The sequence below is a fragment of the Phaeacidiphilus oryzae TH49 genome, assembly GCF_000744815.1.
Taxonomy (GTDB): Bacteria; Actinomycetota; Actinomycetes; order Streptomycetales; family Streptomycetaceae; genus Phaeacidiphilus; species Phaeacidiphilus oryzae.
The window spans coordinates 424,677-438,284 of the sequence record NZ_JQMQ01000005.1; the positions used below are offsets into that span (position 1 = coordinate 424,677).

The window sequence follows — 13,608 nt, forward strand, 5'->3', positions numbered from 1 at the left end:
GCGACCGGGAGTGAGGATGACCCAGCGACTGGACTCGGAGCTGTTCCTGCCGGAACCCGAGGCGGCCCGGCTCAGATACACCGTGATCTCGGTGGACGACCACGTGGTGGAGCCGCCGCACCTCTTCGCCACCCACCTCCCGCCCGCCCTGCGGGACCGCGGCCCCAGGATCGTGGAGACCGGATCCGGCGCCGAGGTATGGGAGTTCGAGGGCGCGACCTACTCGCAGGTCGGGATGAACGCGGTCGCCGGACGGCGGCCGGAGACGGTGGCCTTCGAACCGTTCCGCTTCGACCAGATGCGCCCCGGCTGCTACGACGTCCACGCCCGGGTGCGCGACATGGACCTGGGCGGGATCTGGGCCATGCTCAACTTCCCGTCCCAGATCACCGGATTCTGCGGCCGGGTCTTCAGCTTCGCCAAGGACCCGGAGGTCGGCCGCGCCTGCGTCCGAGCCTGGAACGACTGGCTGTACGAGGAGTGGTACCTGGCCTATCCGCAGCGGATCATTCCCTGCGGGATCGCGTACCTCACCGACCCGGCCGAGGCCGTCCGGGAGATCGAGCGCAACGCGGAGCGCGGCTTCACCTCGGTCACCTTCCCCGAGCGCCCGCACAACATCGGCCTGCCCTCGCTCTGGGACCGCGAGCACTGGGACCCGATCATCCGCGCCTGCGTCGAGACCGGCACCGTCGTCTCGCTCCACGTCGGCAGCTCCGGCCTGTACGACATGCCGGACGGCAGCCCGAAGCTGCAGCTGGGCGCGACCATGTTCGGTCAGCTGTCGCTCGGCGCCTGCAGCGAGTGGCTGTGGTCCGGATACCCGCTGCGGCACCCGGAGTTGAAGATCGCGATGAGCGAGGGCGGGATCGGCTGGGTGCCGATGCTGATCGACCGCCTGGACAACATCATCGACCGCTCCGGGTACGGTCTCGGCTGGCACGAGCGGCCGGCCGACGTGCTGCGCAGGAACTTCTGGTTCTGCACCCTGGACGACCCCTCGACGATCGCGCTGCGCCATGTCATCGGCGTGGACAACATCATGCTGGAGACCGACTACCCGCACGGCGACGGCACCTGGCCGCACACCCAGGACGTCCTGGACCGCTACTGGAAGGACATCCCGCCGGCCGAACTGCGGCAGATGTGCAGCCTCAACGCCGCCCGGCTGTACCGGCATCCGCTGCCGCCGGTGGTCCTCCCCGCCGACACCTGACCCGGCCGGCTCCCGGGGGACGCCCCGGAGAGCGCGGGCGACGGTCAGGGTGCCCCGATGGAGCGCGCGACCGAGAAGCCGAGACGCCAGGACGAGTCCGCGGAGCGGGACCGGGTCAACGACTACGACGGCTTCGCCGAGGCCTACGCGGCGGAGAACGAGGACGGCCTGGCCAACGCCTACTACGACCGGCCGGCGATGCCGGCCCTGGCCGGGGAGGTGACCGGACGTCAAATCCTGGACGCCGGCTGCGGTTCGGGGCCGCTGGCCGCCGCGCTCCGCGACCGCGGCGCCACCGTCACCGGCGTCGACTCCAGCGCCGCGATGCTGGCGCTGGCGCGGCGCCGGCTCGGCGACGGTGCTTCGCTCCACCTGGCCGACCTGCGCGACCCGCTGCCGTTCGGCGACGGCGCCTTCGACGACGTGGTCGCCTCGCTGGTGCTCCACTACCTGGAGGACTGGGGTCCGACCCTGGCCGAGCTGCGGCGGGTGCTCCGGCCCGGCGGCCGGCTGATCGCCTCGGTGGACCACCCCATCGCGGCCTACGGCCTCCAGGACCCCCGGCCGGACTACTTCGCGACCACCAGCTACACCTTCGACTGGATGCTGGACGGGCGGCCCGTCCCGATGAGGCTCTGGCGCAAGCCCCTCCACGCGATGACCGACGCCTTCGGCGCCGCCGGCTTCCGCCTCGGCACGATCGCCGAACCGCGGCCCGACCCCGCGGCCCGCGACCGCCACCCCGACCAGTACCGCGTCTTCGCCACCCGGCCGACCTTCCTGTACTTCGTCGTGGAGGTGCCGCGCGATCGCGATTCGTGATCGCGCGTTCTCGGGTCGACGGTGGTTCGCGGCCCGCCGCCGGTGTGGAGTGGGGGTGAACCGTCCACGTCCACGAAGCGGGAGCGACACCATGTCCACGACGGCCCTCGACGAGCGGCTGCGGCGGCCCGCCGTACTGCGATCGATCCGGCTCGGCGAACTGAAGGTGACCTGTCTTCCGGACGGGGCGGTCGAGTTGGACGCCCGGGCCTGGCTGCCGGAGAGCACCGAGGAGACCTGGGCCGCCCATCCCGAGTACCTCGACGCGGCCGGGAACCTGGTCTGCGGAGTCGGCGGACTGCTGGTCGAGCGGGGCTCCAGGGCGCTGCTGATCGACGCGGGCTTCGGCCCGTATGCGGTGCCCCCGCAGCCGGGGAACCCGCGCCGGGCCATCCATGGCGGCGCACTGCCGGAGAGCCTCGCCGCCGTGGGGCGCGCCCCGGAGACCATCGAGGCGGTGGCGATCACCCATCTCCATCTGGACCACATCGGCTGGGCCTACAGCCCCCTCCCCGGGACCGGCCGGCTGCCGTTCGGCGGCTGCGACCTCCTGATCGCCGCCCCCGAGTGGGAGCACCGCCACCTGCTCCGCGAGCGCGGGGTCACGCCGGAGATCCTCCGCACCCTCGCCCCGCGGGTGCGCACCGTCTCCGACGGCGAGGAGGTCTTCCCCGGCGTGCGGGTCTCCCTCAGCGCGGGACACACGGCGGGGCACGCCTCCTATGTGATCACCGGCGGCGGCCGGCGGCTGATCGCGTTCGGCGACGCGATGCACTCCCCCATCCAGGTCGACCACCCCGAGTGGTCCGCCGCGGCCGATCTGGACCCCGAGCGGGCCGCCCGGGAACGCCGACGGCTGGTCGCCGAGCTGGCGGAGCCGGACACCCTCGGCTTCGGAGTCCACTTCGCGGACGTGGTCTTCGGCCGGGTGGTCCCGGGCGCCGGGGACGGGCCGGCCTGGCGGCCGATCGACTGACTACGACCCCTTGCGGGCGAGGAGGTGGACCTCCCGGAACTGCCTGCGGTCGGCGGGCGTCGGCTCGATCACCAGCCGGGCCGTCTCGGCGAGCCCGTGGTCGCGGAGGAGCTCGGCGAGGCGGTCGGGGTGCCAGCGATAGGCCGTGGTCACCGTGTGGTCGTAGGCCTGGGTCTCCGCATGCGGCCCGTCGGTGGCCGGGAACTCCATCAGCAGCTGACCGCCGGGCGCCAGCACCCGGGCGAACTCGGCCAGGAGGGCGGGCAGTTCCTCCGGCGGGGTGTGGATCACCGACCACCGCGAGAGCACCCCGCCGAGTACGCCGTCCTCGATGTCCAGCGCGGCCATCGAGCCCACCTCGAACCGCATGCTGGGATGGGCCTCGCGAGCCAGCGCGATCATCGCCGGGGAGGCGTCGACGCCGAACGCGTCCAGTCCCAGGGCGCGGAGATGGGCGGTGAGCGGACCAGGCCCGCAGCCCAGATCGGCGACCCGCTTCGCTCCGCCCGCCGCGGGCACCGACTCCGCGAAGGCGCTCAGCAGGGCGCGCTCCAGCGGCCGGTCGGCCAGCGGGTCGTGGAAGCGCTCCGCGTAGACGGTGGCGATGGCGTCGTAGGCCTCGCGGGTGGCCTGCAAGGTCTCGGAATCATTCACCGGCCCGACCCTAGCGGGGGCGGCCGCGATGCCGCCACGGCGCCGGAGCCGGGCTTCCGGGGCAGATCGCCTACCATTCTCTTGCGAGGAAGAGGCAGCGGCTGCGGCTGCGGCTGCGGCTGCGGCTACGGAAACGGCGGCGGCTGCGGAAACGGCGGCGGCAGACGACGCGGGAAGGACGGGCCGGGTGAGCCTTCGGCAGTTCGAGTACGCGCTGGCCATCGCGGAGCACGGCTCGGTGACGGCGGCGGCCGAGGCGCTGCGGGTGGCCCAGCCCTCGGTGTCCCAGCAGATCCGCGGCCTGGAGCGGGAGCTCGGCGTGGAGCTGTTCGCCCGCACCCCCACCGGGCTGGTGCCCACCGTCGTCGGACGCGCGTTCCTGCGGGAGGCCGAGGCCGCGGTGGAGGCCGCGCGGCGGGCCCGGGCGACCGCTCGGGCCGGCGCCGAGGAGCTGGTCGGCGAGCTGGTGGTGGCCGCGCAGATGGGCTTCGGCACCAGGCAGCTCCCCGGCGCGCTGGACGCGCTGCGCCGCCGCTTCCCCCGGTTGGAGGTCACCGTCTTCGAGGAGCCCAGCTCCGCCGAACTGGACCGGCTGTGCCGGCGGGGCGTCCTCGACCTCGCCCTGATGGCGGCCTGCGAGCGGTCCCCCGCCGACGCCCACCGGCTTGGCGAGGAGGAGTTCGTCGTGGTGCTGGGCGCCGGCCATCCGCAACTCGCCGCCGAGCGCGTTGAGTTGACGGCGCTTCAGGGCGAGCCGTGGGTGCGGTTCGACCGCGACAGCGCACTCGACGGCGTCCTGGTGGAGGTGCTGCGGGGGAACGGGCTGACGCCGGCCACCGCCGCCCGCGTCTCCCAGACGGCGACGGCCGTGCGCTGGGCGGCCCACGGTCTCGGGGTGACGCTCGTCCCGGCGTCCGCCGTGCCGCACGGCTACGAGCACCTGGTGCGGCCGGTCTCCCCCGCCGTGTCGCAGCCCGTCATCGCCGTGGTCCGCAGCGGCGCGGGGCCGGGCGAGACGGCCCTCCTCGAACTGCTCCGCCGGGAGAGCTGGCGCGAACCCGCCTTCTTCGCGCCCGAGCCCTGACCCTCACCTCCGGGGGAACTCACCCCCGTCCACGACGAGAGCGCTGCCGGTCACCCAGCCCGCCCGCGGGGAGACCAGGAACAGCACCGCCTCGGCGATGTCCTCCGGCTCGCCGACCCGCCCCAGCGGAACCATGGCGCCGTCCAGCCCCTGGGAGGGGTCCAGGCGCGCCCACCGCTCGCGCGTCTCCTCGCCGCCCGGGGTGGCCACCCGGCCCGGCGTCACGGTGTTGACCCGGACCCCGAACGGCGCCAGTTCCAGTGCCAGCCCGCGGCTGTAGCTCTCCAGCGCCGCCTTGGCCGCCACGTAGTGGAGGAACGGCCCCACCGGAGTGAGCACCGCGGCCGAGGAGACGTGGACGATCGCCCCGGCGCCCTGCTCCCGCATCCCGGGGGCGAGCAGCGAGTCCAGCCGGACCGCTGCCAGGTAGTTCAGGTCCAGCGCATCCTGCCACTCCTCGGCCGGGATGTCCGAGGCACTCCTGTAGGGGCTCGCCCCGCCCGCGTTGTGGACCACGATGTCCACCCCGCCGAGCACCTCACGAGCGGCGGCGGCCAGTGCCTCCGCCCCCTCCCGGGTCCGCACGTCCGCCGCCACCAGGGCGGCCCCCTTCGGCGCCTCGCTCGACGCCGACCTGGCGGTGGTGAGCACCTCCGCTCCGGCGTCCAGGAAGCGGCGCACCACGGCGGCGCCGATCCCCCGCGTACCACCGGTCACCAGAGCCCGCTTTCCGGCGAGTTCGAGCGCTTCCACACCATTGCCGACCACAGTCATCACCCTGTTCCTCTCCCTCGGCTGTTCGCTGTGACTCACCGTACGGAGGGAACGGAAAGCGGGGCAAAGACCAAATTCCACCAGGGCCTATAGGGCGTTCCTATGTCCTACGCCCCTTGTCCCTGTGCCAGGCCCCGGACCGGCTCAGCCGGCCAGCGAGGCCTCCGGGGCCGCCGCCTGGTCCTCGCCGGCCCGTCCGCCGGTGGCCGGCCGCCGGCCGTGCCGCATGGCGATCGCGATCACCAGGGCGACCAGCGAGGAGGCGATGCCGATCGCGTAGATCAACTGGGCGCCGTGCCAGGTGGTCAGGGTGCCGGTACGGGCGAGGTCGACGGTGGCGACCGTCTGCGGGCCCAGGCGGACCCGCATGATCAGCGGATTGGCGAAGATCACCGCGGTCACCACGGCGGTGCCGATCGCCGTCCCGGCCGAGAGCACCACGCTCATCATCCCCGTGCTGACGCCCTGTTGGCGCTCCGGCACCGCCTCCATCACCAGGGTCGGGGCGGTGGCCAGCAGAGTGCCGAAGCCGATGCCGTAGACCGAGCCGCTGAGGGCGTAGAACCAGACGCCGTGACTGGTGGTGGTGAGGAAGAGGGCCGCGCCCGCGGCGGAGAACGCGCCCGCGCCGATCAGCAGCCGGCGCGGCCCGATGCGCCCGGAGAGCCAGCCGCTCACCGGTCCCGCCGCCATCGCGAACCCGCCCTGCCACAGCGCGCCGTACAGCGCGAAGCCGATCAGTGTCAGCCCGCCCGCGAAGGCCAAAGTGCTGTTGAAGTCGACCTGGAGGAGGCTCGCGGTGGCCGCCGGCACGTGCTGCTGGGTCACGGCGGCCGCCCGCACCTGCGCGGTGAACCGGGCCGCCGTCGGGGTCTGCAGGAAGAGCGGCATGGCGTAGGAGATCAGGCCCAGCACGATGCCGCCGAAGAGCGCCGCCGAGAGGGTGGTCAGCATCCGTCCGCCGAGCAGCAGCCGCAGGTCGACGAGGGGCTCCGGCACTCTTCTCTCGACCAGGACGAACAGGGCCAGCAGCGCCGGGCCGCCGAGGAGGCAGCCGAGCGCCGCCGGACTGGTCCAGCCCCAGCTGTGCCCCTCGCTCAGATACAGCAGGCTGAGCGCGAGCCCGCCACTGAGGAGGAGTGCGCCGAGGACGTCCAGCCGCTGCCGGCTACGCAGCCTGGTCTCGGGCACCAGCAGCAGGACGCCGGCCATGGTGACCACGCCGTAGCCGGCCATCGTCCAGAAGATCGACCGCCAGCTCCAGTGGTCCAGCAGCCAGCCGCTGAGCAGGGGGGCGGCGAGCGCGGAGAGCCCGAAGCCGGTGGCCAGGAAGCCGACCGCGGTCGGCACCAGCCGGCGCGGCAGCAGGTCGCGGAAGAGGCCGTAGGTGACGGTGGTGTTCCCCAGCGCCATCGCCTCCAGCGCCCGGCCCACCAGGAACGCGGTCCAGCTGTGCGTCAGGCAGCAGACGAGTGAGCCGGCCAGGAACAGCACCCCGGCGACCAGCAGCATCCGCTTCTTGCCCCACAGGTCGGAGGACTTGCCGAGCAACGGCGCCGAGACCGCCCCCACCAGAGCGAAGATCGTGGTCATCCAGGCGATGTTGGCGCCCACCCCGGGGAAGGCGGGCGCGATCCGGATCGCCGCCGGGCTCACCATCGTGTACTGGAGCCCCGCGGTCTCCGCGAACAGTGTGGCGGTGACGATGACGACCCACGCCCGGCGAGTGGCCCCCTCGGGCAGCCGACCGGTGGTGTCCCCGGGGCTCTGGGGGCCTCGCGGATCTGGCGCGACGGGACGCGACGGGTCCGTGCTCGCGGACATCGGTGCTCCTCGGACTCTGGCGGGCAGTACGGGACTTGAGCAGCTCGGGGACCCTGCCGACCACAACGCCTGTGCCGTCCCCGCGAAGGTACTGCGGGCCTTTTGCAGCAGCAAGCGAGGAGCGGCGCCCGAGCGAGGCCGCGGGAACGCGCGGCGCTTCCCCGCCGACCCGCCGAGACCAGCCGACCCGACCGACCGACGACAGCCGGCGAACTCCCCCACTCACCGACCCCGCCGAGCCACTCACGCCGTGCCGCCGGAAACGCCCGACTCCGGGGGCAAGGATGGCCGGAGCCAGGGCCGGCCGCAGCCGAGGGTCACCGGGGCCGAGGGTCACCGCCGTCAAGGCCAGGACAGGCGTCAGGGCCGGCCGGCCAGAGGCGCAGCCGCCACGCGTAGCCGCCAGACGCAGTCGCCGCGCGCGGCCGCGCTGCCGGATCAGGGGGCCACCGAGGACCAGTCGGTGAAGCCGCTGGGGTCGTGGCGGCCCAGCGAGCCGTGCTCGAAGAGGCCGAAGCCCTCGGCGCCCTCGCAGACGGCCCGGGCGACGTGGTCGACGACGCCGAACATTGCCTTTCCGGCGACCGCCGGGTCCGCGAGGTCGTAGGCCACCCGCTCGGTGAAGTCCGGTCCCTTCCACAGTCCGTGGCTCCAGTCGGCGTCGCCGCCGTAACCGGCGCCCAGGTGCAGCGGGACGGCGAGCCTGGACTCGATCTCCAGCCGCAGCCGGCGGCCGCCGCGCACCGAGCAGTCGATCGAGGCTCCGGTCGGGATCCGGGTGCCGGAGGCGTAGTGGACGGTCACCTCCGGCCAGCCGAGCTGCTCGGTCCTGCCGTCCTTCCAGATCCTGGTGCAGTCGTTGAGGGTGCGGGTGCCGTCCGGTTCCTCCTGCACGACGAGGACGACGGCGAACTCGTCGAAGCGCAGGGGGGCATAGGTCCACCACATCCCCTCGAACGGCGGGTCGGCCGGCCGGCCCTTGGGTTCCGCCTCGCCGACCGGGCGGATCCCCCAGGAGCGGTCCCGGGTGCCCACCCAGCGGTCCCGGCTGATCGCGATCTCCTCGCCGTCCAGCAGCAGGGTGCCCTCCCAGGTGCCGAGTTGGGCGAAGCGCTGCGCGTTCAGGGTGGTCCTGGCACCGTGCCGCAGCAGGTGCGGCTGCTCGCGCAGGACGTCGAAGGAGCCCTCCCAGACGAGGTCGAGGCCGATGCCCTCGGTCTCCTCAAGGACCACCCGCAGTCGGCGGAGCGGTTCCAGCACCTCGATCCGGTAGCCCCCGACCCGCTGGTCCAGCCGGTTGTCGTCGATGGCGTCGCCCAGGTGGACCGCCGTCTGCAGATCGCCCCGGCGCACCAGCACGAAGGCGTCCTTGGTGCCGAGGTTGGGGTAGTAGCCGAGGCCGCTGATCACCGCGAGTCCGCCGGTGCGGTCGTTGGCGTGGAGATAGCACCGGTCGTAGAAGTTGCGGTCGCTGGTGGCGACCCAGGCGGCGGGCAGCGGCGCCTGGTGGAGGGGGAACTCGTCCATCGGGCCGATCATCTGACTGCTCATCAGGCGGTTGCTCCTCCGTACGCTGCATCACCGGCAGCTTCGGCGGTCCCGGCTGCATCGCCGGTCCCGGCGGCTTCGGCGCCCCCACCGTCCCCCGCGTCATCGAGCAGCCGTTCCAGCAGCGCCCGGTGGTAGAAGAGCGCCTCGGTCTCCGGCGGCCGGGCGATCTCGCCGAAGTGCAGCTGGCGCGCCCCCGTGCGCAGGAAGACGCAGCACCACATCACCGCCGAGTAGACGTGGAACCACCGCAGGTCGTCCGCGCCGACCCGGATTCCGGTACGGCGTGCGTAGGCGTCCAGCACGTCCTCCTCGCGCAGCAGGTGGGCGATGCCGGGCAGGCCGGCCGACTCGGCCATGTGCTGGAACACCCGGTGGGCGAAGACCAGCCAGGAGAGGTCCAGTTCGCGCGGACCCACTGCCGTCATCTCCCAGTCGAGCACCCCCACCGGCCGGAAGTCCTCGTAGAGCACATTGCCGATCCGCGCGTCCCCCCAGAGCAGCACCGGATCCCGGCGGTCCGCCTCGGTCGGCCAGTTGGCCTCCAGCCAGGTGAACGCCCGCTCCACCAGCGCGGACCGGCCGATCCCGGCGGCGCCGTACTCGTACCAGCGGCGGCACCAGTCCAGGTGCCGCCGCAGTGCCGTGTCCCCCCGCCGGCCCTCATCGAGGAAGGCGAACCGCTCGGCCGCGTCCGGGATGCCGTGCACCTCGGCGAGCACCGAGACGGTCTCCTCCTGCAGCCGCCGCTGGGCCTCCGGCGGGCCGTCGAAGAGCCAGTTGCTGCCGAGGGTGTACGGCAGGACGTCCGGGGGGACGCGGCCCTCTACGTGCTCCATCAGGAAGAAGGGCGCCCCGAGCACCTCGCCGGTCGGCTCCATCCAGCGGACCGGCGGCACCGGTACCGAGGTCAGTTCGGCCACCGCGCTCATCACCGCGTACTGGTGGTCCAGCCGGTAGTTCGGGAAGACCGGGACGTCGTGCTCCGCCGGCGCCACCCGGGCGACGAAGCGCCGGGTGCGGGCGGCGCCGCACTCCCGCCAGGTGACCTTGCAGATCAGGGTGTCGGAGGACATCCCGTTCTGGTCGATCCCGGCCTCCACGGCGACCTCCGGTTCCGCTCCCGCCGGCAGCACCTGGGCGAGGAACTCGGCCAGCCGTCCCGGGACTTGGGCCGCGTCCCGGCTGCTGCGCCGGAGTCGGAGAGCTTCCGAGTCGTCGTCCGGGACATCCTGCGAGCGCGTGTCGGACGGGTCGGACGGACCGGACGGGTCCAGGGGCACGGTGATCACCTGATTCGGGTGGCAGTGCAGGCTGATCGGGCCGCACCCCAGTATTTGCAGCGCCCTTCAGAAGTCAATGCCCAGGACCGCCGCCGGGGAGCCGGCCAGCGGCCGGTCAGCGGCCGGGCCCGCTCTGCCGTCAGCCGAACCGGCCGCCGAACGGCCGGATCCGCGCCACAATGCGGGGATGCAGCCGATCTTCGTCCTCGTCCACAGCCCCTCGGTTGGCCCCTCCACCTGGCGTCCGGTCGCCGACCGGCTCGCCGCCGACGGCTACCGGGTACGGGTGCCCGAGCTCCTCGACGTTGGCGCCGGAGAGCCGCCGTTCTGGCCCAGGGCTGTGGCGGCCGTCCGCGCCGATCTGGAATCGGTCCCCGCCGACGCCCCCCTCGTCCTGGTGGCGCACAGCAATGCCGGGCTCTTCCTGCCGGCGATCCGGCAGGGCCTGCGGCAGCCGGTCGCGGCCTCGGTCTTCGTCGACGCGGCGCTGCCCGCGCGCGGCGGATCGACCCCGGTGGCCCCGCCCGAACTGCTGGACTTCCTCCGCCCGTTGGCCGTCGACGGCGTGCTGCCGCGCTGGACGGACTGGTGGGACGAGGCGGACGTGGCACCCATGTTCAGCGATCCGGAGCAGCGCCGCACCGTCGTCGAGGAGCAGCCGCGGCTGCCGCTCTCCTACTACGAGCAGCAGATCCCGGTCCCGGCCGGCTGGGACGACCACCCGTGCTCCTACCTCCTCTTCGGCCCGCCCTACGAGGAGTTCGCCGACGAGGCCAGGGCCCGGGGCTGGCGGGTCGCCCGGCTGCCCGGCGAGCACCTCCACCAGATCGTCGACCCGGAGGGCACCGCCCGCCAGCTGGCCGAGCTCACCGGATCGCGCCCCAGTCCCTCGATTCGCTGACCCGCCGGCCGCGCTCAGGCGTGGTCGAAGGAGCGCAGCACCAGCTCCGGCGAGGTCTTCCGGGCCTCCTCCGGCGGGGACCCGCAGACCAGGACGGGGAGGTCGCGGGCGATCCCCACGGTGGCGACGGCCGCGCCCTCGCCGGACGGGCCCTGCCAGCGGAGTGCGACCACGGCCGACCGGCCGTCCGCAGCGGGCTCGGTGCGGACCGAGGTCAGGCGGTGCTCCAGCCACCCCCAGCCGTGCCGCTCGAAGAGGGCGCGCTCGGCCACCTGGGCCCACATGTCCAGCTCCAGGCTGCCGCGGTAGTGGCCGCGCAGCGGGGGCGCACCGCGCCGGTGGACGATCGCGTCCAGGGTCTCCTCGTCCAGGAAGCCCCAGGCGCGCCCGTCCGGGAGGGTGAGACCGGTGGGGGCGAACCGGTGCCCGCCGGTGTGGCTGCAGCGGCGGACCCTGACGGCGGAGCCGACGGACCCGCACCCACCGGTCCCGGCCGCCGCGCCTGTCTCGACCGCCCCGGCCGCCACGGCCGCCCCGGCCGAGACAGTCGCTCCGCCGACCGCACCCGTCTCCGCGCCCGCGTCCAGCGCCAGCCGGGTGCCGAGCCGCCCACAGCAGGCGTCCCGAGCGCCGTGCCCGCAGATCAGCACCTCGGGCGGGGCCGGAGCGCCCTCAGCGGCCGCCCGTTCCGGGTGCTCGACGAGCCCGGCGACGGCCTCCGCGAGCCGGCCGGCCGGCAGCAGATGATCGGTGCCGGCCATCCCGCCGTCGGCGGACCGCCGCCAGAGGGTGACGCCCACGGAGCCGGCCGCCCTCCCCTCCGCCGGCCGGACGGCCAGCAGCCGGGTCCGCCGGTACCCCCGCTGCAGCAGCTCGGCGAAGGCCGGCAGCTCGCCGACGTCCCGCGGCCACGGCGGCGGGGTCTCGATCAGCACCAGGGTGTCGCAGGTGAGCGCCGAACCGATCGGATCCGCGCCCTGGGCACGGGTCCAGGGCGCGCAGCGGTGTTCCGTCTCGGACCGGGCGGGGGCACTCACGCGGCGGGCACCTTCCTCGAAGGAGAGTTCGGTTGCGGACTCGCGCGAATGATAACCGGCGGAGATCGGAAGCCGGCCGGTCAGCGGCTCAGACGCACAGCGGCCTGGCCACCTTCAGCTCCTCGCGGGCGATCAGCCGGCGGACCGACTCGAGGACGGCGGCGTCCGGCTCGTAGCGCGGGGCGTAGCCGAGCCGGGTCCTGGCCTTCTCGATGGAGAAGTACTGGCTGCGGTAGAGGTGCTCCCAGCTCACCTCGGCGTGCTCGGGGGTGGTGCTCCGGCGGAACTCCTCCCAGGTCACCGACTCCAGCTCGGCGCTCTGACCGAACCAGCCGGCCGCCGCGACGGCGTATCCGCGGACGTTCAGCGCGCTGGGGGCGACGATGTGGAAGTCCTCCCCCGCCGCCGCCTCCCGCCGCTCGATCGCCAGCTCGAAGGCCTGGGCCACGTCGTCCGCGTGGACGTGGTGCATCAGCTCGACGCCCAGCCCGGGGATCCGCAGCGGCTCCCCAGCGGAGAGGGTGTACCAGACGTCCGGGTCGAGGTTGCCCAGCGGCCCGATCGGGTGCCAGCCCGGGCCGACGATGTGGCCCGGGTGGAGCGAGGTGGTCGGCAGGCCGCCGGAGGCCGTCTCCCGCTTGAGCATCCGGGCGATCCGGTCCTTCTGGACGCCGTACTCGCCGAACGGCTCGGTGCCGTTCTCCTCGGTGATCGGCAGCCGGTGGCTCGGCCCGCAGCGCCAGACCGAGCCGCAGTGCAGCAGGTGCCCGGCCCGCCCGCGCAGCCGCTCGACCAGCGCGGTCGCCGAGTCCAGGGTGAAGCACACCAGGTCGACGACGACCTCGGGGTCCAGCCCGGCGACGGTGTCCCCGAAGACCCCCTCGCGGTCCTCGCTCTCCCGGTCCGCGACCACCCGGCGCACCTCCTCCCACTCGGGGGATTCGACGTAGGCGGCCCGGTTGCCGCGGCTGATGCTGACCACCTCGTGGCCGGCCCGCACCAGCCGGGGCACCAGGAAGGTGCCGATGTGCCCGCTCCCGCCGATCACGACGATTCGCATGTCTCTCCCATCGATCATCGATGACGAACGGGCCCATCGTCTCAGCGCTCAGTCGTAGTAGCGACGCTCCTCGATGAAGCTCCCCGGGTGGTCACCGTGCCGGTGCTCGTCGGGAGGCGGCGGAGGGAGGCGCCGGCGGTAGATCCCCATGAACGCCATCAGGCCGATCACCCCGGCGATCATCATCACCACCCCCGCCACATGGATGTTCACTCCCGGAAAATGCCAGTTCGCCGCGAAGGCGAGAATCGCGCCAGCGGCGATGAGTGCCACGCAGCCGCCGATGCCCATGTCGTTCCATCCCTTTCCGGGGTCGTAGTGAAGTCGTGCCGGCGGTTCTTCCCGCCCGTCCGTTCCTGCGCCTGCCCGCTCCCCCCGGCCGGAATCACGGCCGCCCTGGCCCGTCCTGGCCGGGTCGGCCGGTCTTCG

Annotated in this window: 13 protein-coding genes; 5 read left to right on the forward strand and 8 right to left on the reverse strand. The window is 73.6% G+C overall.

Annotation, left to right across the window (positions count from 1 at the left end; all coding sequences use genetic code 11):
• The first annotated feature begins 16 nt into the window (after positions 1-16).
• The 3 genes from BS73_RS06205 to BS73_RS06215 all read left to right on the forward strand — a co-directional run bounded on the left by BS73_RS06205 (position 17) and on the right by BS73_RS06215 (position 3,014).
• Positions 17-1,216 (forward strand): amidohydrolase family protein, encoded by a 1,200-nt coding sequence (locus tag BS73_RS06205; protein WP_037570317.1) that lies wholly within the window; start codon positions 17-19, stop codon positions 1,214-1,216.
• A 57-nt stretch (positions 1,217-1,273) separates the two neighbouring features.
• Positions 1,274-2,038 carry a class I SAM-dependent methyltransferase gene (locus BS73_RS06210; protein WP_037570320.1) on the forward strand — a complete coding sequence of 255 codons (765 nt, stop codon included), beginning with the start codon at positions 1,274-1,276 and terminating at the stop codon, positions 2,036-2,038.
• A gap of 91 nt (positions 2,039-2,129) precedes the next feature.
• A complete protein-coding gene (locus BS73_RS06215; RefSeq protein WP_200886652.1) occupies positions 2,130-3,014 on the forward strand; it encodes an MBL fold metallo-hydrolase in 885 nt (294 codons plus the stop codon).
• On the opposite strand, the gene BS73_RS06220 is transcribed toward BS73_RS06215, so the two are convergent.
• A complete protein-coding gene (locus tag BS73_RS06220) occupies positions 3,015-3,668 on the reverse strand; it encodes a class I SAM-dependent DNA methyltransferase (protein WP_037570321.1) in 654 nt (217 codons plus the stop codon).
• A gap of 187 nt (positions 3,669-3,855) precedes the next feature.
• On the opposite strand from BS73_RS06220, the gene BS73_RS06225 reads away from it, so the two are divergent.
• Positions 3,856-4,752: a LysR family transcriptional regulator gene (locus BS73_RS06225; protein ID WP_037570323.1), complete on the forward strand. Its 897-nt coding sequence runs from the start codon at positions 3,856-3,858 to the stop codon at positions 4,750-4,752.
• Between the two features lie 3 nt (positions 4,753-4,755).
• Here BS73_RS06225 and BS73_RS06230 read toward each other — a convergent pair whose 3' ends face one another.
• The 4 genes from BS73_RS06230 to BS73_RS06245 form a co-directional block, all read right to left on the reverse strand.
• The gene (locus BS73_RS06230; RefSeq protein ID WP_037570326.1) at positions 4,756-5,526 is read right to left on the reverse strand and encodes an SDR family oxidoreductase; all 771 of its coding nucleotides are present in this window, start codon (positions 5,524-5,526) and stop codon (positions 4,756-4,758) included.
• Between the two features lie 144 nt (positions 5,527-5,670).
• On the reverse strand, positions 5,671-7,350 hold the full coding sequence (locus BS73_RS06235) for an MFS transporter (RefSeq protein ID WP_051939557.1): 1,680 nt from the start codon (positions 7,348-7,350) through the stop codon (positions 5,671-5,673).
• A gap of 438 nt (positions 7,351-7,788) precedes the next feature.
• Positions 7,789-8,901: a hypothetical protein gene (locus BS73_RS06240; RefSeq protein WP_235215323.1), complete on the reverse strand. Its 1,113-nt coding sequence runs from the start codon at positions 8,899-8,901 to the stop codon at positions 7,789-7,791.
• Complete coding sequence (locus BS73_RS06245; protein ID WP_063836926.1) at positions 8,901-10,190, reverse strand: phosphotransferase family protein; 1,290 nt, start codon at positions 10,188-10,190, stop codon at positions 8,901-8,903. The genes BS73_RS06240 and BS73_RS06245 overlap by 1 nt, the downstream gene beginning before the upstream one ends.
• A gap of 178 nt (positions 10,191-10,368) precedes the next feature.
• Here BS73_RS06245 and BS73_RS06250 point away from each other — a divergent pair, with 178 nt between their 5' ends.
• Complete coding sequence (locus BS73_RS06250; protein WP_037570328.1) at positions 10,369-11,082, forward strand: alpha/beta hydrolase; 714 nt, start codon at positions 10,369-10,371, stop codon at positions 11,080-11,082.
• A gap of 14 nt (positions 11,083-11,096) precedes the next feature.
• Here BS73_RS06250 and BS73_RS06255 read toward each other — a convergent pair whose 3' ends face one another.
• From BS73_RS06255 to BS73_RS06265, 3 genes are all read right to left on the reverse strand, one after another.
• Positions 11,097-12,119 (reverse strand): sucrase ferredoxin, encoded by a 1,023-nt coding sequence (locus tag BS73_RS06255; RefSeq protein ID WP_037570330.1) that lies wholly within the window; start codon positions 12,117-12,119, stop codon positions 11,097-11,099.
• Positions 12,120-12,207: 88 nt separating this feature from the next.
• Positions 12,208-13,179: an NAD-dependent epimerase/dehydratase family protein gene (locus BS73_RS06260; RefSeq protein WP_037570332.1), complete on the reverse strand. Its 972-nt coding sequence runs from the start codon at positions 13,177-13,179 to the stop codon at positions 12,208-12,210.
• 48 nt (positions 13,180-13,227) lie between these two features.
• Entirely contained in the window at positions 13,228-13,470 is a 243-nt protein-coding gene (locus BS73_RS06265) for a hypothetical protein (protein WP_051939559.1), read from the reverse strand.
• Positions 13,471-13,608 lie beyond the last annotated feature (138 nt).